The sequence below is a fragment of the Microbacterium testaceum genome, assembly GCF_003075375.1.
Lineage (GTDB): Bacteria > Actinomycetota > Actinomycetes > Actinomycetales > Microbacteriaceae > Microbacterium > Microbacterium testaceum_E.
In genome coordinates this window covers 40,823-58,747 of the sequence record NZ_QDFT01000013.1, presented here as the reverse complement: position 1 = coordinate 58,747, position 17,925 = coordinate 40,823, and the positions used below count along the sequence as shown (strand labels likewise).

23 protein-coding genes are annotated in these 17,925 nt (G+C 71.0%); 17 read left to right on the top strand and 6 right to left on the bottom strand.

Translation table 11 applies throughout. The annotated features are described in order from the left end of the window. Nucleotide 1: 1 nt before the first annotated feature. The 7 genes from DC432_RS07325 (at nucleotide 2) to DC432_RS07295 (ending at nucleotide 5,574) form a co-directional block, all read left to right on the top strand. Complete coding sequence (locus DC432_RS07325; protein WP_116537305.1) at nucleotides 2-868, top strand: sugar phosphate isomerase/epimerase family protein; 867 nt, start codon at nucleotides 2-4, stop codon at nucleotides 866-868. A 37-nt stretch (nucleotides 869-905) separates the two neighbouring features. Beyond that, nucleotides 906-1,775 (top strand): sugar phosphate isomerase/epimerase family protein, encoded by an 870-nt coding sequence (locus DC432_RS07320; RefSeq protein ID WP_108317895.1) that lies wholly within the window; start codon nucleotides 906-908, stop codon nucleotides 1,773-1,775. Continuing rightward, nucleotides 1,765-2,442 (top strand): nucleoside/nucleotide kinase family protein, encoded by a 678-nt coding sequence (locus DC432_RS07315; protein WP_116537304.1) that lies wholly within the window; start codon nucleotides 1,765-1,767, stop codon nucleotides 2,440-2,442. Before DC432_RS07320 ends, DC432_RS07315 begins: the two co-directional genes overlap by 11 nt. A 211-nt stretch (nucleotides 2,443-2,653) precedes the next feature. After that, nucleotides 2,654-3,274, top strand: a complete 621-nt coding sequence (locus DC432_RS07310) for a PadR family transcriptional regulator (protein WP_116537303.1) — start codon at nucleotides 2,654-2,656, stop codon at nucleotides 3,272-3,274. Further along, nucleotides 3,271-4,833 carry a DHA2 family efflux MFS transporter permease subunit gene (locus tag DC432_RS07305; RefSeq protein WP_116537302.1) on the top strand — a complete coding sequence of 521 codons (1,563 nt, stop codon included), beginning with the start codon at nucleotides 3,271-3,273 and terminating at the stop codon, nucleotides 4,831-4,833. Before DC432_RS07310 ends, DC432_RS07305 begins: the two co-directional genes overlap by 4 nt. Nucleotides 4,834-4,927: 94 nt before the next feature. Further along, nucleotides 4,928-5,194, top strand: coding sequence for a hypothetical protein (locus DC432_RS07300; protein WP_116537301.1), 267 nt, complete (start codon nucleotides 4,928-4,930; stop codon nucleotides 5,192-5,194). Beyond that, complete coding sequence (locus tag DC432_RS07295; protein WP_116537300.1) at nucleotides 5,191-5,574, top strand: type II toxin-antitoxin system VapC family toxin; 384 nt, start codon at nucleotides 5,191-5,193, stop codon at nucleotides 5,572-5,574. The genes DC432_RS07300 and DC432_RS07295 overlap by 4 nt, the downstream gene beginning before the upstream one ends. Before the next feature lie 88 nt (nucleotides 5,575-5,662). Here DC432_RS07295 and DC432_RS07290 read toward each other — a convergent pair whose 3' ends face one another. Further along, nucleotides 5,663-6,259 carry a class I SAM-dependent methyltransferase gene (locus DC432_RS07290; protein ID WP_116537299.1) on the bottom strand — a complete coding sequence of 199 codons (597 nt, stop codon included), beginning with the start codon at nucleotides 6,257-6,259 and terminating at the stop codon, nucleotides 5,663-5,665. Between the two features lie 30 nt (nucleotides 6,260-6,289). On the opposite strand from DC432_RS07290, the gene DC432_RS07285 reads away from it, so the two are divergent. Then, nucleotides 6,290-6,649 (top strand): VOC family protein, encoded by a 360-nt coding sequence (locus DC432_RS07285; RefSeq protein ID WP_116537298.1) that lies wholly within the window; start codon nucleotides 6,290-6,292, stop codon nucleotides 6,647-6,649. A 28-nt stretch (nucleotides 6,650-6,677) separates the two neighbouring features. Here DC432_RS07285 and purD read toward each other — a convergent pair whose 3' ends face one another. Beyond that, nucleotides 6,678-7,949, bottom strand: coding sequence for a phosphoribosylamine--glycine ligase (gene purD, locus DC432_RS07280; RefSeq protein ID WP_116537297.1), 1,272 nt, complete (start codon nucleotides 7,947-7,949; stop codon nucleotides 6,678-6,680). Nucleotides 7,950-8,153: 204 nt separating this feature from the next. On the opposite strand from purD, the gene DC432_RS07275 reads away from it, so the two are divergent. Continuing rightward, nucleotides 8,154-8,510 carry a sterol carrier family protein gene (locus DC432_RS07275; RefSeq protein ID WP_108317890.1) on the top strand — a complete coding sequence of 119 codons (357 nt, stop codon included), beginning with the start codon at nucleotides 8,154-8,156 and terminating at the stop codon, nucleotides 8,508-8,510. Between the two features lie 159 nt (nucleotides 8,511-8,669). After that, nucleotides 8,670-9,005, top strand: coding sequence for a potassium transporter Trk (locus tag DC432_RS07270; RefSeq protein WP_108318304.1), 336 nt, complete (start codon nucleotides 8,670-8,672; stop codon nucleotides 9,003-9,005). A gap of 3 nt (nucleotides 9,006-9,008) precedes the next feature. On the opposite strand, the gene DC432_RS07265 is transcribed toward DC432_RS07270, so the two are convergent. Next, nucleotides 9,009-9,620 carry a zinc-binding alcohol dehydrogenase gene (locus DC432_RS07265; RefSeq protein WP_108318303.1) on the bottom strand — a complete coding sequence of 204 codons (612 nt, stop codon included), beginning with the start codon at nucleotides 9,618-9,620 and terminating at the stop codon, nucleotides 9,009-9,011. 92 nt (nucleotides 9,621-9,712) lie between these two features. Between DC432_RS07265 and purM the strand changes: the two genes are divergently transcribed. Genes purM through DC432_RS07250 form a run of 3 tightly spaced genes read left to right on the top strand, consistent with a single transcriptional unit; the run spans nucleotide 9,713 to nucleotide 13,551 of the window. Next, nucleotides 9,713-10,855, top strand: coding sequence for a phosphoribosylformylglycinamidine cyclo-ligase (purM, locus tag DC432_RS07260; RefSeq protein WP_116537296.1), 1,143 nt, complete (start codon nucleotides 9,713-9,715; stop codon nucleotides 10,853-10,855). Nucleotides 10,856-10,861: 6 nt separating this feature from the next. Next, nucleotides 10,862-12,337, top strand: a complete 1,476-nt coding sequence (purF, locus tag DC432_RS07255; protein WP_116537295.1) for an amidophosphoribosyltransferase — start codon at nucleotides 10,862-10,864, stop codon at nucleotides 12,335-12,337. After that, nucleotides 12,334-13,551, top strand: coding sequence for an MFS transporter (locus DC432_RS07250; RefSeq protein ID WP_116537294.1), 1,218 nt, complete (start codon nucleotides 12,334-12,336; stop codon nucleotides 13,549-13,551). Before purF ends, DC432_RS07250 begins: the two co-directional genes overlap by 4 nt. A 177-nt stretch (nucleotides 13,552-13,728) precedes the next feature. Here the strand turns inward: DC432_RS07250 and DC432_RS07245 are convergent, their stop codons facing one another. Then, nucleotides 13,729-13,911, bottom strand: coding sequence for a DUF3073 family protein (locus DC432_RS07245; RefSeq protein ID WP_116537293.1), 183 nt, complete (start codon nucleotides 13,909-13,911; stop codon nucleotides 13,729-13,731). Nucleotides 13,912-14,070: 159 nt separating this feature from the next. On the opposite strand from DC432_RS07245, the gene DC432_RS07240 reads away from it, so the two are divergent. Continuing rightward, a complete protein-coding gene (locus tag DC432_RS07240; protein ID WP_116537292.1) occupies nucleotides 14,071-14,583 on the top strand; it encodes a universal stress protein in 513 nt (170 codons plus the stop codon). A 4-nt stretch (nucleotides 14,584-14,587) separates the two neighbouring features. On the opposite strand, the gene DC432_RS07235 is transcribed toward DC432_RS07240, so the two are convergent. Then, nucleotides 14,588-15,193 carry a PadR family transcriptional regulator gene (locus DC432_RS07235; RefSeq protein WP_108318305.1) on the bottom strand — a complete coding sequence of 202 codons (606 nt, stop codon included), beginning with the start codon at nucleotides 15,191-15,193 and terminating at the stop codon, nucleotides 14,588-14,590. Beyond that, entirely contained in the window at nucleotides 15,193-16,038 is an 846-nt protein-coding gene (locus tag DC432_RS07230; protein ID WP_116537291.1) for a DUF4097 family beta strand repeat-containing protein, read from the bottom strand. The genes DC432_RS07235 and DC432_RS07230 overlap by 1 nt, the downstream gene beginning before the upstream one ends. Before the next feature lie 238 nt (nucleotides 16,039-16,276). On the opposite strand from DC432_RS07230, the gene DC432_RS07225 reads away from it, so the two are divergent. The 3 genes from DC432_RS07225 to DC432_RS07215 are packed head-to-tail and all read left to right on the top strand — an operon-like array spanning nucleotide 16,277 to nucleotide 17,910. After that, a complete protein-coding gene (locus tag DC432_RS07225) occupies nucleotides 16,277-16,546 on the top strand; it encodes a DUF7218 family protein (RefSeq protein WP_116537290.1) in 270 nt (89 codons plus the stop codon). 5 nt (nucleotides 16,547-16,551) lie between these two features. Beyond that, nucleotides 16,552-17,517, top strand: a complete 966-nt coding sequence (locus tag DC432_RS07220; protein WP_116537289.1) for a DNA topoisomerase IB — start codon at nucleotides 16,552-16,554, stop codon at nucleotides 17,515-17,517. Nucleotides 17,518-17,544: 27 nt separating this feature from the next. Continuing rightward, nucleotides 17,545-17,910 carry a fluoride efflux transporter FluC gene (locus DC432_RS07215; RefSeq protein ID WP_116537325.1) on the top strand — a complete coding sequence of 122 codons (366 nt, stop codon included), beginning with the start codon at nucleotides 17,545-17,547 and terminating at the stop codon, nucleotides 17,908-17,910. The last annotated feature ends 15 nt before the right edge of the window (nucleotides 17,911-17,925 follow it).

Genomic DNA, 17,925 nt, shown 5'->3' with positions numbered 1-17,925 from the left:
GATGACGCAGCTCTTCGGCATCCACGCGGGTGTGTGGGGGTTCGACTGGAGCCCTGTCGCGGCCGACCGCGCCATCGGTGCGGCGGCCGCCGCGGGGTACGACCTCATCGAGATCCCGGCGATCGACCGCGAGGTGCTCGACGCGGGGGACACGGTGCGGGCCCTCTCGCGGCACGGCATCGACGCCTCGGTGTCGCTCGCGCTGTCGTTCTCGGATGACATCTCGGATGCCGACCCCGCCCGGCGCGCCCGCGGAGAGCACCGCCTGACCGAGGCGATGCACTTTGCCGCCGACATCGGCGCGACCTTCGTCGGCGGGGTGGTGTTCTCGGCGATGGGCCGCTACGACCGCCTGCCCACCACCGCGGCGCGCGAGCGCTCGCTCGACGTGCTGCGGCGGGTCGCCGCGGTCGGCGCGCGGGCGGGCGTGACCCTCGGGGTCGAGTACGTCAACCGCTACGAGTCGAACCTACTGAACACGGCCGCCCAGACGGCGCGGTTCGTCGACGACATGGGTGCGTCCAACGTCGTGGTCCACCTCGACACGTTCCACGCGGCGATGGAGGAGCAGAGCCTGTCGGCGGCCGTCGAGACCGCCGGACGGCGCCTCGGCTACCTGCACGCCAGCGAGAGCCACCGCGGCCGGCTCGGCACCGGGACCATCGACTGGACCGCGCTCCTCGCCGCCCTGGCGGCGGTCGGGTTCGCGGGCCCGATCACGGTCGAGTCCTTCTCGCCCGTCGTCATCGGCGAGACCTCCGCCATCGACATCGGCCTGTGGCATCCGCTCTGGTCCGACCCCGACGAACTCGCCGCCTCGTCGCTCGCCTTCCTCAAGGCGCGGCTGGCCGAGACCGTCGCCTCCTGATCCTCCCCGTTCGACCTTTCACGAAAGAACTCACCTCATGGTCACCAACTCCCTCGGCGTCCACGCCCTCGTCTTCGCGGGCGGTACGACGCCCGACGACATGAGCGTCATCATCGACCAGACCCGCGCGGCCGGGTACGACATCCTCGAGCTCTCGCTCCACGACGCGACCAGCCTCGACGTCGCCGACGCGCGCGCCAAGCTCGAGGCCGCCGGTCTGGGCATCGTGTGCTCCCGCGGCCTCGCCTTCGCAGCCGACGTGTCCAGCGACGACCCGCAGGTCGTCGAACGCGGGGCGAAGCTGCTCCACGACTCGCTGCAGATCACTCACGACCTCGGCGGCACGCACTTCACAGGCGCCCTGTACAGCGCGCTCGGCAAGTACGGGCACCAGTTGAGCGCCGCCGGCCGGGCCAACGTCGTCGCGACCCTGAAGGACCTCGCCGTCGAGGCGCAGGGCAAGGGCATGACGCTCGGGCTCGAGATCTGCAACCGCTACGAGACGAACGTCATCAACACCGCCGCCGACGCGCTGCGCCTGGCCGACGACATCGGCCACGACAACGTCCTGATCCACCTCGACACGTATCACATGAACATCGAGGAGGACGATCTGGTCCGCCCCGTGCACCTGGTGGGAGACCGTCTGGGCTACGTGCACATCGGCGAGAACCACCGCGGCTACCTGGGCTCGGGGCACCTCGACTTCACCGCGTTCTTCCACGCTCTCGCCGACATCGACTACTCCGGGCCCATCACCTTCGAATCGTTCTCGTCGGCGGTCGTCTCGCCGACCCTGTCGAACGACCTCGCCATCTGGCGCAACCTGTGGAACGACGGTCCGGCCCTGGCACGGCACGCCCTCGCGTTCATGTCGATGCAGATCGAAGCGGGTCATGGCGCCTGAGGGGCCTCCCTCGTCCGCCGTCGCCGAACTGGTCGACCGCGTCGAGCAGGCTGCGAGCGCCGCGGGCGGCCGCTACCTGCTCGGCATCGCGGGCAGCCCCGGCGGCGGCAAGACGACCCTGGCCGCCGCGATCGTGGCGGAACTGAACGAGCGCCGCGGCGGTGGGGCCGCGGCGCTTCCGATGGACGGGTTCCATCTGGCGAACGCGTCGCTCGACCGGCTCGGCCGACGCGAACGCAAGGGGGCGCTCGACACCTTCGACGGGTGGGGCTTCCTCGCCCTGCTCGGCAGGGTGCGGCGCGAGACGGACCACACCGTGTACGCGCCGAGCTTCCGGCGCGAGGTCGACGAGGGTGTGGCGGGCGAGATCGCGATCGAGCCGTCGGCGCGCATCGTCGTGGTGGAGGGCAACTATCTGCTCGTCGGCGACGAGCCGTGGGCGGGCGTGCGCGGGGCGCTGGACGAGGTGTGGTTCTGCGACACACCGGCCGAGGAGCGCGAGACACGACTCGTCGAGCGCCACGTGCGGGGAGGGCGATCCCCGCAGGCGGCTCTCGCCTGGGCGCGCGAGGTCGACGGTGTCAACGCGGTCCTGATCGAGGCCACCCGCGAGCGTGCCGATCTGATCGTGTCCGGCGCGACCGGTCGGGTGCTCATCGCCGACTGACCTCCGATGACGAATGCCCCGTGCCCTCCGGCGCGGGGCATTCGTCGTTCCCGCGGTCGCGATTCGCGTTCCCGCAAGTCCCCCCTGGCGGGCGCGGACTGGTCGTTGACTTCTGCCGGGGCGCTCGATCCGTTCGACGGGTTCGCGCCGCGCCGCACAAACGCGTATAGTCCACATGGACTATTCGACATGGACCATGAAGGAGGGGTGGATGCCGGAACACAGCCGTCTCACCCCGGTCGCCGTCATGATCCTCGCGACCCTGCGCGAGGGCGACATGCACACCTACGAGCTCGTGCGCCTGCTGCGCGAGCGCAAGGACGACCGCCTCGTACCCCTGCAGAAGGGCACGATCTACCACACCGTCGCGCGCCTCGAACGCGACGGACTTCTCGCCGAGGTCGGCGTCGACCGCCACGGCAACCGCCCCGAACGCACCACCTACACCCTGCTCGACGCCGGCCGCCAGGCGGTCGAGGAGTGGGTGCGCACCGAACTGCCGCAGATCGAGCGGGCGGCGGACTTCCGCGTCGCGCTCGCCGAGGCGCACAACCTCGAGCGCGACGAAGTGGTCGCCCTGCTCGACCGACGCCGTGCCCTGCTCGTCGCCTCGGCGCACGAGCACCGCACCGGTCTGGACGGGGCCGCCCACCGCGGCGTCCCCGATCAGTTCATGGTCGAGGTGCAGCGCCAAGCCGCACTTCTCGACGCCGAACTCGCGTGGCAGGACGCCCTGCGCGCACGCCTCGTCGACGGCTCCCTCGCCTGGGGTCCCGACGAGATCCCCGAACATCTCACGAAGAACAGCGTCTCGAAGGAGACCACACCATGACCGATTCCCGCGCCGCGTCCGCGGCATCCCCGTCGACGGGGTCCTTCAAGACCCCCGCCAAGAGTCCGTGGCCCGCCCTGTGGGCGCTGGTCATCGGGTTCTTCATGATCCTGGTCGACACCACGATCGTCTCGGTGGCGAACCCCGCGATCAAGGCCGCGCTCGACCCGAACACGAACAACCTCGACAACGTCGTATGGGTCACCAGCGCCTACCTGCTCACCTACGCCGTGCCGCTGCTGATCACCGGTCGCCTCGGCGACCGCTTCGGCCCCAAGAACATCTACCTCACGGGCCTGGCGGTGTTCACCATCGCGTCTCTCGCGTGCGGTCTCGCGCCCAGCCTCGAGGTGCTCATCGCCGCCCGCGCCGTCCAGGGCCTGGGCGCGGCGCTCATGACCCCGCAGACGATGGCCGTCATCACCCGCACCTTCCCGCCGCAGAACCGCGGTGCCGCCATGGGCCTCTGGGGTGCCACGGCCGGTGTCGCCACCCTCGTCGGCCCTCTCGCGGGCGGCCTGCTCGTGGACGGCCTCGGGTGGGAGTGGATCTTCTTCATCAACATCCCCGTCGGTGTCATCGGCTTCGTCGCCGCGGTCATCCTGGTGCCGCAGCTGCCGCGCACGGCGCACAAGTTCGACATCCTCGGCGTCGTCCTCAGCGCGGTGGGTCTGTTCCTCATCGTCTTCGGTCTGCAAGAGGGCGAGCACTTCTCGTGGGCCGCGTGGATCTGGGCGATGGTGATCGCCGGCGTCGTCGTGATGGGCGTCTTCATCTGGACGCAGGGACGCAGCACGGGCGAGCCCCTGGTGCCTCTCGCCCTGTTCACGGACCGCAACTTCTCGGTCGCGAACTTCGCGATCGCGGCCGTCGGCTTCACCGTGACGAGCATGGCCCTGCCGCAGATGTTCTACCTGCAGCTCGCCCGCGGCCTCACGCCCACCGAGTCGGCGCTGCTGCTGGTCCCGCTGGCGATCCTCTCGGGCGTCCTCGCTCCCTTCGCGGGCAAACTGCTCGACCGCACCGACCCGCGGTTCCTCCTCGTCCCGGGACTGCTGCTGGTCGGCGGATCGCTGGGCATCTACGTGGCGCTCATCCTGAACGACGCCCCGATCTGGATGTTCCTCATCCCCTCGGCCCTCATGGGTGTCGGAAACGCGGGCATGTGGGGCCCTCTCGCCACCACCGCCACGCGCAACCTGCCGCCGCGCCAGGCGGGTGCCGGAGCGGGCATCTACAACACGACCCGCACCGTCGGATCGGTCATCGGTTCGGCATCCATCGCCGCGTTCATGCAGGCGCGTCTCGAGGCGAACCTGCCGGGGGCTGCGGATGCCGGTGCCAGCTTCGGTTCGGGAGCGCTGCCGCCGCAGGTGGTCGGCGGGTTCTCGCAGGCCATGGGGCAGTCGCTGCTTCTGCCGATCGTCGTGATCGGTGTCGGACTCATCGTGGTGCTGTTCATGAAGCGCCCCTCGATGATCCGTCCGCACGGCGCGCCCCGCGACGAGGGCCCGGCGCAGCAGACCGCGCAGGCCGCTCCCGCCGCCGCGGGGGAGTAAGCAGGATCACGGATGCCGTCACCCCAAGGGGTGGCGGCATTCGTCTCGAGTGAGCACAAGTGTTACACCGATAACGCGGTGGTACACTCACGGCATGCCGACCAGCCACCCCCGGACGAACATCACGCACACCCCGCAGGTGCGTCACGCCCTCGAGGTCGCGCGGGCGCACTGGCCGGAAGAGGATCGCGACAGCGTGCTCCTGCTGAAGCTCCTGGACGCGGGGGTCAAGACGATCGAGGCGGGCGAGCAGTCTGCTGCCGAGCGCCGTGTCGCCCGTCTCCGGCAGCTCGCCGGCGCGCACACCGAGCTCTACGGACCGGGTTATCTCGATGAGGTCCGCGACGGGTGGAGTGAGTGATCGTCCTCGACGCCGGGGTGCTGATCGGCTTCCTGGACGCGTCTGACGCGCACCATGCTGCCGCCGTGAATCTCATGGAGCAGAACCCGTCCGGTTACCTCGTCCACCCGCTGACGGCCGCCGAGGTCCTGGTCGGTCCCGCCAAGCGGGGCGTGGCCGAACGGGTCTGGCACGACCTGCGCGGCGTCGGCGTCGACGTCACCATCCTCGGTCCCGACGAGCCCCTCGTGCTCGCGCGCCTGCGTGCGCGGTGGGGATTGAAGATGCCGGACACCTGCGTCCTCGCGACCGCCGAGCGAGCCGACGTTCCCCTCGCGACCTTCGACCGTCAGCTCGCGACCGCCGCAGCCGGTGCCGGTCGTCTTCTCTCGCATATCTGATTCCGGGGCTGCTCCGACCTCGATCGACCCGCGGCGCAGTCCGCGCGCGCACCGGCGGGGGATGCCCGCGCGATCGCGGGCACGGCTGTCATACCCGCCGCTCGCAACGAAGCGATCCCACCGGGCGCGCGCCGCGCGTCTCACGCGTCTGCGCTTCGAGCACGTCGAAGCCGGCGGCATCCAGCTCTCGCGTCAGCTCGGCGACGGGCCATCGCCACGCGCGAGTGACGGCGTGGTCGAAGGGCTCGGGGGCTGCGCCGACGAAGAAGCCGAGCAGCAGCTCGCCGCCGGGGCGCAGGGCACGCGCACACCCGCGGAGGGCCACGCCGATCCGGTCGGGGGAGTGATGAATGGTCGAGAACCACGCCAGCACTCCGCCGAATAAGGCGTCCGCGTCGGGCAGCTCGTCGATGCTCGCCACCTCGAAGCGGATGCCGGGGTGCGTCGCGCGCGCGTGCTCCACGAATCGCGGCGCCAGGTCGATCCCGCGGACGTCGAGCCCGCGACCGGCGAGATGCGCCGTCCACTGGCCGGGCCCGCACCCGGCGTCGAGCACGGGGCCGCTCACCTCGTCCGCCCACGCGTCGACGATCGCCCGGTCGACGGGGTGCACGGCATCCATCGTGCCGAGGGCGTCGATGTACTCCTGCGCCCGCGCCTCGTACGCGGCGGTCGTCGAGGTCATCGGCCGAGCGTACGCGCTCAGAATGGAGTCATGAAGATCCGCTTCGCGCGTCACACGGACCGCCTTCCCGAGCTGGTGAGGTTCTACCGGGACGATCTCGGGCTGCCCCTGCGAGGGGACTTCCAGAATCACGCGGGGTACGACGGAGTGTTCTTCGATCTGCCCGGAACCGGCGCGCATCTCGAATTCACGACGGGAGGGGGTCAGACCGCCCCGGCACCGGACCCGGAATCGCTGTTGGTCCTCTACCTGGACGACGAGGCCGAACTCGAGCGGATCGCGGCTCGGCTCGCAGGGCGCGAGACCGTCCCGGCGAACCCTTATTGGCAAGCGAACGCGTCGGCGTTCCTCGACCCGGACGGCTTTCAGATCCTCCTCGTCAGGGCGTGAGTCCCCGGAGTCGGAGGCCCCTCGCGCCTCAGACCTGTGCGACCTTCGACGCGATGTCGGTGCGGTACTGACCGCCCTCGAGGCCGATGCGCTCGAGGCCGGCGTAGGCCGCCTCGCGCGCTTCGGCGAAGGTCGTGCCGGTGGCGACGACGCTGAGCACGCGGCCCCCGGTCGCGACCAGATCGCCGTCGCGCAGCGCCGTCGCGGCATGGGCGACGTGCACACCGTCGACTTCTTCGGCCTCGTCGATGCCGGTGAGCACGCGCCCGGTGAGCGGGGCCTCGGGGTAGCCCTGGCTCGCGAGCACCACGGTGACCGCGGTGGCCTCGGCGAAGGCGGGTCGCGGCTGATCCTCGAGCGTGCCCGACGCCGCGGCCAGCAGCAGCGTCGACAGCGGGTCGATGAGGCGCGGCAGCACGACCTGGGTCTCGGGGTCGCCGAAGCGCGCGTTGAACTCGATGACCTTCACGCCCTGCTCGGTCAGGATGAGTCCCGCGTAGAGCAGCCCGATGAAGGGCGTGCCCTCGGCATCCATCTGCCGGATCACGGGCTCGGCGATCTCGCGCGTGACGAGGTCGACGAACGTCTCTTCATCGCCGAAGCGCTCGCTCAGCCACGGCAGCGGCGAGTACGCGCCCATCCCGCCGGTGTTGGGGCCCTCGTCGCCGTCGCGCAGGCGCTTGAAGTCCTGGGCGGGGCTCAGGGGGGCGACGTGGTCGCCGTCGCTGAGGAAGAACAGCGACACCTCGGGTCCCGACAGGAACTCCTCGATGAGCACCGCACCGGTGGGCAGGTAGGTGTCGGCGTGTGCCAGGGCGGCGTCGCGATCGCTCGTGACGATCACGCCCTTGCCCGCGGCCAGACCGTCGGCCTTGACGACGTAGGGCGCACCGAACTCGTCGAGCGCTGCGGCGACCGTGGCCGCGTCGTGAGCGCGCACGGAACGCCCGGTGGGGACGCCCGCCGCATCCATGATCCGCTTCGCGTACGTCTTCGAGCCCTCGAGCTGGGCCGCGGCCTTGCCGGGACCGAACACCGGGATGCCGTGCGCCCGCAGCGGATCGGCCACGCCGGCGACCAGCGGCGCCTCGGGGCCGACCACGACGAGGTCGATCGCCTCGTCCTTGGCGAAGGTCAGCACGGCGACCGGGTCGAGCGGATCGAGGTCGACGAGGTGCGCCTCGCGCGCGATCCCCGCGTTGCCGGGGGCGGCGAAGATCGCGTGCGACGCCTCTTCGGAGCGCAGCGCGAGGATGATGGCGTGCTCGCGCGCGCCCGAACCGAGGACCAGGATTCTCACGCGGTCAGCCTATCGAGCGGCGCGCCCGGGCTCGGGCGACGCGGTATCGGCTGCGGGCACGCCTTCGGCGCCGGGATGCGCGTGCGTAACCTCCGCGACGTGCGCATCCTCCGTCGAACCGGGCGCCGGCGAGCTGAAGTTGTGCGCATCGCGGAGGATCTGCACGCGCCCCGGCCCGTCCCCGCCGCCAGTAGCGTGGATGCCATGCCCCCTCGCCGCATCGAGACCGGAGACGGTCGCGCCGCCCTCGCCGCCGTCGCCGCGGGTGACGCCCCCCGCCCGGCTCTGGCCACGGCCGTGCGCTACCTGCTGCAGCTGCTCGCCGAGAAGGCCCCGGGCAACTCGGTCGAGATGCGCGTGCCCCCTTTCGGTGCCGTGCAGGTGATCGAGGGGCCCCGTCACACGCGCGGCACCCCGCCCAACGTGGTCGAGACCGACGCCGCGACGTGGATCGCCGTCGCCACGGGTGAGGAGGTGTGGGCGGATGCCGTCACCTCGGGCCGCATCGTGGCATCCGGGGTGCGCGCCGATCTGAGCGCGCTCCTGCCCCTGCGCCCCTGACCCGCCCCTCTTGTCGGCGAGACCGTAGCCGTCGACCGAAACCGCACGCGATGTCCGCCCGGGGCGCGCGGTCTCGACGAGAGACTGCGGTTTCGTCCGGCGTCGCTCGACGCCGAAGAACCCGGCCCACTCCGCGGCCGACGGTGGGACAATATGCGTATGTCCGACCAGCCCGTCCCCGAGCGTCCGGTGTACATCCGCGACGAGATCGAGACCGTCACGGTGCGCCGCGCACCCAAGTACGGCGTCTTCATGCTGGCGGGTGCCTTCCTCGGCATCCTCGCCGCTCTGATCCTCACCGTCGCGATCGACGGTGCCAACGTCAGCCCCTACACGCAGGTCGCCTACTCGCAGCTGCAGGTGTTCGGCTTCACCGCGCTCATCTGCGTCGTGATCGGTATCTCGGTCGCCGCGGTCGCCGCGCTCGTGTTCGAGCGCGTGCTGAACTCCCGGACGCGTCTGGTCACGGTCGACCACGAGCAGTACGAGGTCTGAGCCTCACGCCAATTCGGCGATGATCGGGTGGATCGCGGCGTCGAAGGCCGCGACATCCCCGCGCAGGCCGTCCGTGACCGCGACGGTCAGCGAACCGATCCACCACACTCCGCGTTGCGCCAGCGGCAGCACCTGCACGTTCAGTTCGAACGAGTGCGCGCGTCGTCCCACCGCGCGCTCGTGGGCGGCGATCGCGCTCGCGTAGGCGCGGTACGACACCCCCGGCCGCGCGGCCGATTCCCGCGCGTAACGGTCGTGCGCCAAACGGGCGAAGTCGAGCGCGTCGTCGCCGTGGGGTCGGGCGGCTCTGCGCAGGGCATCGGCTCCGTCGACGGGAAGGGCCACGAGCGTGTCGAAGCCGTCGAGCAGCTCGAGCGGCACGGGCGAGGGGTGCGCCTGGGGCTCGACCGTCATCGCCCAGTACTCGCGCCATTCCCGCTCCAGGCGCGCGTGTTCGGCATCCGATCCATAGGTCGTCAGCGGCGTCGGGACCCGGCGGAGCGACGGCAGTTCTTCGGGGGAGCGGATGCCGAGGACCTGCCGCAGATACAGCGCGACGAGCACCGGTTGCGCCGCGTCCTCGCGGATCACCCACTCCGGCTGACCGCCCGTCATGCAGCAAGTGTAGGGAGGCGCGACGGGGTGCGGGGCGGGCCTTGCGCCGCCGGCCGATACCCGCGCGTGTCCGCCCCGGGTAGTCTGTTCCGGTGGCTTCCGCTCCCCACGAGAACCCCTATTCCGCTGCCGGCGTCGACACCGCTGCCGGAGACCTCGCCGTCGAACTGATGAAGTCGGCCGTGCGCCGCACGCACGGGCCCGAGGTGCTCGGTGGTGTGGGCGGCTTCGCCGGTCTGTTCGATGCCTCGGCCCTGCGCGACTACGCCAAGCCGCTGCTCGCGACCAGCACCGACGGCGTCGGCACCAAGGTCGCCATCGCGCAGGCGATCGACAAGCACGACACCATCGGCGAAGACCTCGTCGGCATGGTCGTCGACGACATCGTCGTGGTCGGCGCGCGCCCGCTCTTCATGACCGACTACATCGCGTGCGGCAAGGTGGTGCCGCAGCGCATCGCCGACATCGTCGCGGGCATCGCGCGCGGCTGCGCGCTCACGGGCACCGCGCTGGTGGGCGGCGAGACCGCCGAGCACCCCGGCCTGCTCGGCATCGACGACTACGACGTCGCCGGAGCGGCGACCGGTGTGGTCGAGGCCGACCGCGTGCTCGGTGCCGACCGGGTCCGCAGCGGCGACGTCGTGCTGGCTCTCGCGTCGAGCGGCCTGCACTCCAACGGCTACTCGCTCGTGCGCCACATCATCACCGGCGCGGGCATCGCCTACGGCGCCGCCTCCGCCGACCTCGGCGGCACCTGGGGCGAGGCTCTTCTCGAGCCCACGCGCCTGTACACCTCGCCGCTGCTGCGTCTGCTCGACGACGGCGCGGTGGGCGGTGGCATCCATTCGCTCAGTCACGTGACCGGCGGCGGCATCGCCGCCAACCTCGCGCGCGTGCTGCCGCAGCAGACGTGGGTCGACGTCGACCGTTCGACGTGGAGCCCCTCGCCGGTGTTCCGCGTGCTGGCCGACATGGGCGACCTCGACCTGACCGCCACCGAAGGCACCTGGAACCTGGGCATCGGCTTCCTCGCGGTCGTCGCACCCGAGGTGGCCGACGCGGTGACCGCCGCGCTGACGGCCGACGGGATCGCCACCTGGCAGGTCGGCGTCGTCCGCGACGGCGCTCGCCCCGAGGGCGAGTACGAGCAGGGCGCCAAGGGCGTCGACGGGGGCGCCGTGCGCCTGGTCGGAACCTACGCGGATGCCGGTCACCCGGCGAACGGAGCGAACTAACACCCCATGTGCGGCATCGTCGGCATGGCCGGGCAGGGCCCGGTCAACCAGGAGATCTACGACGCGCTCCTGCTCCTCCAGCACCGGGGACAGGATTCCACGGGCATGGCGACCGCCGAGTCCAGCGGGGTGTTCCACATCCACAAGGCCCGCGGTCAGGTGCGCGAGGCGTTCCGCACGCGCGACATGCGGGCGCTGCTCGGCGACATCGGCCTCGGCCACGTGCGCTACGCGACCAAGGGCACGGCATCCAACGAAGAAGAGGCGCAGCCCTTCTACGTCAACGCGCCGTACGGCATCGTGCTCGTGCACAACGGCAACCTCACGAACACGCGCGAGCTGACGAGCGAGCTGTTCTCGAAGGACCGCCGTCACCTCAACACCAGCAGCGACACCGAGCTGCTCGTGAACATCCTGGGCTCCGAGCTGCAGTCCGAGATCACGGGCCCCGACCTCGATCCCGCGCAGGTGTTCCGCGCCGTCGCGCGCGTGCACGAGCGCGTCGAGGGCTCCTACGCCTCGATCGCGTTGATCGCGGGCTACGGACTGCTCGCGTTCCGCGACCCCTTCGGCATCCGTCCCCTCATCTTGGGCAAGCGCGCCGCCGCCCAGGTGCCCGGCGGCGAGCCGCGCGACGAGTACATCGTCGCGTCCGAGTCGCTCGTGCTCGAGAACGGCGGCTTCGAGGTCGTGCGCGACGTCGAACCCGGTGAGGCCGTGTTCATCGCGCTCGACGGCACGCTTCACGCCCAGCAGTGCGCCGAGAAGACGATGCTCGCCCCCTGCTCGTTCGAGTACGTCTACCTCGCGCGCCCCGACTCCGTCATGAACGGCGTGTCCGTCTACGAGACGCGCCTGCGCATGGGTGAGCGCCTGGCCGACACGGTGGCCAAGTACACCCCCGCCGGCGCCATCGACGTGGTCATGCCGATCCCGGACTCGGCGCGCCCCGCCGCGATGCAGGTCGCCCGCAAGCTCGGCATCGAGTACCGCGAGGGCTTCTACAAGAACCGCTACGTCGGCCGTACCTTCATCATGCCCGGGCAGGCGGTGCGCAAGAAGAGCGTGCGCCAGAAGCTCAACGCGATGTCGACCGAGTTCCAGGGCAAGAACGTGCTGCTCGTCGACGACTCGATCGTCCGCGGCACCACGAGCCGCGAGATCATCCAGATGGCCCGGGATGCCGGAGCCAAGAGCGTCACGTTCGCCTCGGCCGCGCCGCCGGTGCGCTACCCCCACGTGTACGGCATCAACATGCCCTCGCGACACGAACTCGTCGCCCACGGACGGACGATCCCCGAGATCGCCGAGGAGCTCGGCTGCGACTACCTCGTGTACCAGGAGGTCGAGGATCTGAAGGCCGCCATCATGGAGGGCACCGACCTGGTCGACCTCGACATGAGCTGCTTCGACGGTCGCTACGTGACGGGCACCGTGTCGGACGAGTACCTCGCCTGGGTCGAGGGCAGCCAGGAGTCTTGACCCGCGCGGGAGCGGGTCGGGTCGCGCTCGCCGCGGCGGCCATCGTCCTGCTCGCGCTGACGCTGCGTCTTGCCGTGGCATCGCTGTCGCCCCTGCTGACGGTCATCGAGCGCGACTTCGCCGTGCCCGCCGCGGTCGTCGGGCTGATCGGCATGGCGCCCCCGGTCGCCTTCGCGCTGTCGGGCATGGTCACGCCGGCGATCGAGCGGCGGCTGGGCCTGGAGCGCACCGTGCTGATCGCGGCGACCCTGGGTGCGGCGATGCTCGCGCTGCGCGCCGCGGCGGTCGACGCCGGCTCGCTGCTGGCGGCGACGGCGGGGATCTTCGCCGCGGTGGGGGTGGCGAACGTGCTGCTGCCGACCGTGGTGAAGAAGTACTTCCCCGGCCGGATCGGCCTGATGACGACGGTCTACTCCACGACGATGGCGGTCGCGACCTTCGTCCCGCCGTTGGTCGCAGTCCCCCTCGCGGACGCGATCGGGTGGCGCGGGTCGTTCGCGACCTGGGCGGGCGTTGCCGTCGCCGCGGTGGTGCCGTGGCTCGTCCTCAGCCTCCGTGCCCGCGCCTCGCGGGTCGACACCGTCGAAGAGCCCCGGACGTCTGTGCTGTCGCGCATCGTGCGCGTGCCGCAGACGTGGGCGCTGGTGGTGACGTTCGGAGTCAACTCGTCGGTGGCGTACGCGATGTTCGCGTGGATGCCGCCGCTGCTCATCGACATCGCGGGAGTGGATGCCGCCGAGGCCGGCGGACTGCTCGCGCTGTTCTCGTTCATGGGTCTGCCGGTGTCGCTGATCGTTCCGATCCTCATCGGGCGCATCGGACGCACGACACCGTTCTACGTCGTCGCCGTCGTCACGGGACTGGGGGGCGTGGGCGGTCTGCTCTTCGCCCCCGCGGCGGCGACCGTGCTGTGGGTCGTGCTGATCGGCATCCCGCCCCTGCTCTTCCCCCTCGCGTTGACGCTGTTCGGTCTGCGGACGCGCTCGCACGAGACGACCGTGGCGCTGAGCGGTCTGGTGCAGAGCGCGGGGTACGGGCTCGCGTCGCTCATGCCGTTGACGCTCGGGTTGACGCACGAGATCACCGGGGGGTGGACCCTCGGGTTGATCATCCTCGGGTGCGTCGTCTGCGCCGCGGCACCGGCCGCGGTGGTGATGGCGCGGCGCGAGAGCATCGAGGACGCGTGGGAGAGGCGCACCGGACGCGTCTGGTGACGCGGCATCCGCCGGCCCGACGTGACGTCGCGAGGTGCCTCCGCGTACAGCCGACGACACGCCCGCCGACACGGACGAAGGGCGCCGACGGAATGTCAGCGCCCTTCATCGGGTGTTCCCGCGGGTACGACGAACGCACCGAGCCGCATCAGCGGCGAGGAGTGCAAGAAGAAGGCGTCAGGCCTTCTCGTCTTCGTACTCGTCGCTGTACTGGTCGGCCCACTTGTCGACGTACGCGTCTTCTCCCGCTGCGGGTGCACCCAGTTCGCGCTCGAGAGCCGAGTAGTTCACCGAATAGGTGTCGTACTTCAGCTCACGGGCGATCTTGGTGTTCTTCGCCTTCTGACGGCCACGCCCCATGCGAGACCCCCTCACGATCGACGTCGAGGGCCACACGAGGACCCTGCGTATTGCGGTTCCGGACCGAGCCGGTAAGAGTAGCAGCCAGGATATCACGGCGCATTCCGGCCGAGCCGTCGAGCGGTCGGCGCCCGGCGCCGCCCCCGTGAGAGGACCATCATGACCGATCTGCCCCGCCCCGCCGCCTCCGGGCCCGTGATCGCGGGCGTCGTGCCCGGACAGTCGTCGCGGGTGGTGCGCGAGGCGGCCCGCTACGCGGCCCTCGCGCGCGCCGAGCTGCTGGTCGTTCACGTCGACACGACGCGTTTCGTGGCGTTCGAGGACCCCGACGGGTACGTGCACTCCACGACGGCGGACATTGCGGGGGCAGCCGCCAAGGCGGCCCTCGACGACGTCCGCGCCGCCGCCGAGAAGGTCCTCGCCGGGCACGACGTGACGTGGAGTGCGCGGCAGGAGATCGGCGACCCCGCACTCGCCCTCATCCGTCTGGCCGACGAGACCGGCGCGTCGCTGCTGGTCGTCGGCACGCGTAAACGCGGGATCGGCGAATCGGTGCGCGAGTTCCTGACCGGGTCGGTCGCCGCGCGTCTGAGCCACCGCCAGCGCCGACCGGTGCTCGTCGTCCCGCAGGACGACCCGGTCGGCGCCGACGATCAGCTCCCCTGGGAGTGAAGCCTCACACGCGCATCGCGCGCGCGACCGCGTCGGACGCCTGACGCAGCGCCGCCTCGATCTCGTCGACGCCGGCCTCGCGCAGCTCGCCGCCGCGCGCGACGTGCGCGCGCAGCTCCGAGCGCACGCGACCGCGGAACTCGGTGAGGGCGGCGTCCGCGCGCGACAGCTGCTCGCGGCTGCGCGACCGGGCGTCGTCGACGAGCGAGGGCTGCGCCTGCTCCCGCTCCTCGCGCGAAGCCGCGGCCAGGTCGGCGCGCAGGCTCCGCATCGCGTCGCGGACGCTGCCGCGCACCTCGTCGGCGATCAGTCGGACGCTGTCGGCCAGACCCGCCTGGATACCCTGCAGATCGCCGGAGCGTGCCGCGACCTCGGTGCGACCGGCATCCGTGATCTCGTAAACGGTCTTGCGACCGTCGACGGTCTTGGTGACCAGGCCCTCTTCTTCGAGCTTGGCGAGGCGGGGATAGATCGTGCCCGCCGACGGCGAGTAGGTGCCGCCGGTGCGTTCGGTCAGCGCCTGCATCAGGTCGTACCCGTGGCGCGGAGCCTCGTCGAGCAGGCTCAGGATGTACAGGCGCAGGTCGCCGTGCGAGAAGACGGGGCTCATCACCACTCCTCCTCTCCGGCGAGCTCTTCGGGGCGCAGGCCCGAGATGCCGCGGCGCAGCACCGTGATCTCGCCCGAGACCGTGTTGGCGCGCACGTCGACGAACTGCCCGGCGAGGGCGCCGGTCGAGCCCGTGTAGGTGGTGGGTCCCTTTCCGGAGCGCACCTGGCCGTCGATCTGCACGCGACCGCTGACCGAGCGCGAGACGTAGTTCGCCGCGAGCGAGCGGTCGAGCCGTACGGTCGCCGTGCCGCTGACGGAGTTGAGCGAGATCGACTGCGTGGGTCCCGTCGAGTCGACGAGCATCGCGCCCGAGACCGTGTCGATCGAGGCCTTCGTGATCCGCCCGGTCGCCGCGACGTCGCCCGAGACGCTGTTCGCGCTGAGGGCGCCGTCGAGCTCGCGCACCTGCACGTCGCCCGAGACGGCGTTGAGGTCGACGTCGCCGACCAGACCGTCGACCATGATGTCGCCCGAGACGGTGTTCAGGCGTACGTCGGTGCGCAACCCCGAGACGAGGGCGCTCGCGCTGACGACGCCCAGCGTCAGGGCGACGGTGCGCGGGACGGCGACGCTGATCTCGGCCTTGGGGCCACCGGCGCCGAAGTTGCGGAACACCTCGAGGAAGTTGTCCCACCGCAGCTGCGGGTGATCGATCTCGAGGCGGCCGTCGACCATCTCGATGCGCAGGTCTTTGACCGTGACGCCGTGCACCTCGATGCGGGCGTCGGGCTCGTCGTGCGCGATGACGTCGACCTGGCCGCCGACCAGGCCGATCTTGAGCTCTCGCAGCGCGTCGACGTCGATGACGCGCGTCTCGCCCGGGTGGACGATCCATTTCTCCATGTCTTCCACTCCTTACTCGCGATATATCGCGTTGTTCACCAGTGTCGCGATATATCGCGTTCGCGTCAACCCCCCTGCCGCCGACGCCCTCGCGCTTGTTCTCGTCGCCGGGCCGTCGAACGGCGGCAACGGTGCGGGGGAGCAGGCGCGCCGCAGCGGGGTGGGAGAGGATGTCAACCCTCCGGACGCGCGGAAGACGCCGGTTCTACGGTCGAGGCATCGACGGAAGGAGCCGACCATGCCCGACGGACGTGGCTCGAACAGCCTGAAGGATCCCGAGCTCTACGAGAAGCTCCGCGCCGAGGGCGACTCGAAAGAGAAGGCGGCGCGCATCTCGAACGCGGCGGCGGCGCAGGGCCGCGACAAAGTCGGCGAGAAGGGCGGCCACGCCGAGGACTACGAGGACCGCACCGTCGACGAGCTCAAGAAGCGCGCGAAGGAACTCGGCCTCACCGGCTACTCGAACAAGAAGAAGGCGGAGCTCATCGACATGCTCCGCTCCCACTGACCCCGATGGCGCGGCTCATCCGGGTGCGGCCCTACGAGGACCCGGGCTACCGCCGGGTGCGGTCGGGGTCGGGGTTCCGCTTCGTCGACCACACCGGCGCCGCCGTTCCCGAGAGCGAGGCCGAGCGCGCCCGTGGTCTGGTGATCCCCCCGGCCTGGCGCGAGGTCTGGATCGCGAAGGATGCCAACGCGCACATCCAGGCGGTGGGCACCGACGAGGCGGGACGCCGCCAGTACACGTACCACGCCGACTGGTCGAAACGACAGGACAAGGGCAAGTTCGCCCGGGCCCTGCAGCTCGCCGAGTCGCTCCCGCGGGCCCGCGCGCGCGTGACGCAGTCGCTGCGACGATCCGAGATCGACCGCGAGCGGGTGCTGGCGGTGTCGTTCCGCTTTCTGGACCTCGTCGCGCCCCGCGTGGGCAACGCGCGGTATTTCGTCACGAACGGCAGCCGAGGACTGACGACCCTGCAGCGCAGGGACGCCGTCGTCGAGGGCGACCTGGTCCGTCTGTCGTTTCCGGCGAAGAGCGGCAAGCGGGCCGAGCTGTCGCTCCGCGATGCGGAAGTGGCATCCCTCGTCGACGAACTCGCACTCGGACGCTCGCGCGCCGCGCTGCTGAGCTACAAGCGCGGACGTCGGCGCGTGCCGTTGACCCCCGGCGACGTCAACGCCTACGTGCGCTCGCTCACCGGCGGGCCGTTCAGCGCGAAGGATTTCCGGACGCTGCGCGGCACCATCCTCGCGGCCGAGTCCCTCGCGAAGGCGGGCGCGGTGGGGGGCAAGAACGAACGCAAGAAGGCCGAGCTGGCCGCCGTCCGCTGTGCGGCCGAGGCCCTGGGCAACACCCCGGCCGTCGCTCGCGCGAGCTATATCGATCCCCGCGTCTTCGCGCTCTACCGCAAGGGGCGCACGATGGACGTCGGAGGATCGAAGGATGCCGCGATCAGGCGCCTGATCCTGGGGGAGTGACCCGGGCGTAAGGTGGCGCGGGTGAGCATGTGGCGTGACGTCGTCCTGGTGGCGGTGGGAGGGGCGATCGGCACGGCCGCGCGGGCCGGCCTGACCCTGGCGTTCGGTGCAGACCTCGGGCCCGCCCTGGTGCCGCTCATCAACGTGGTGGGTGCGTTCGCGATCGGCATCCTGTTCGGATGGCGGGCCCGGATGCCGGAGTCCTCGCGCGCGCAGCGCGTGCAGCTGTTCATGGGTACGGGCGTGCTGGGCGGGTTCACCACCTACAGTGCGCTCGCCGTGGAGTCGGCCGACCTGGGCCTGCTGTGGTGGGGTGCGGCGACCGTGGTCGTGGGGACGGCGGCGGCGTGGGGTGGCGTGCTGATCGGTCGCGGGGGGCGCGCGCGGGCCTGACGTTGTCGCGCGGTG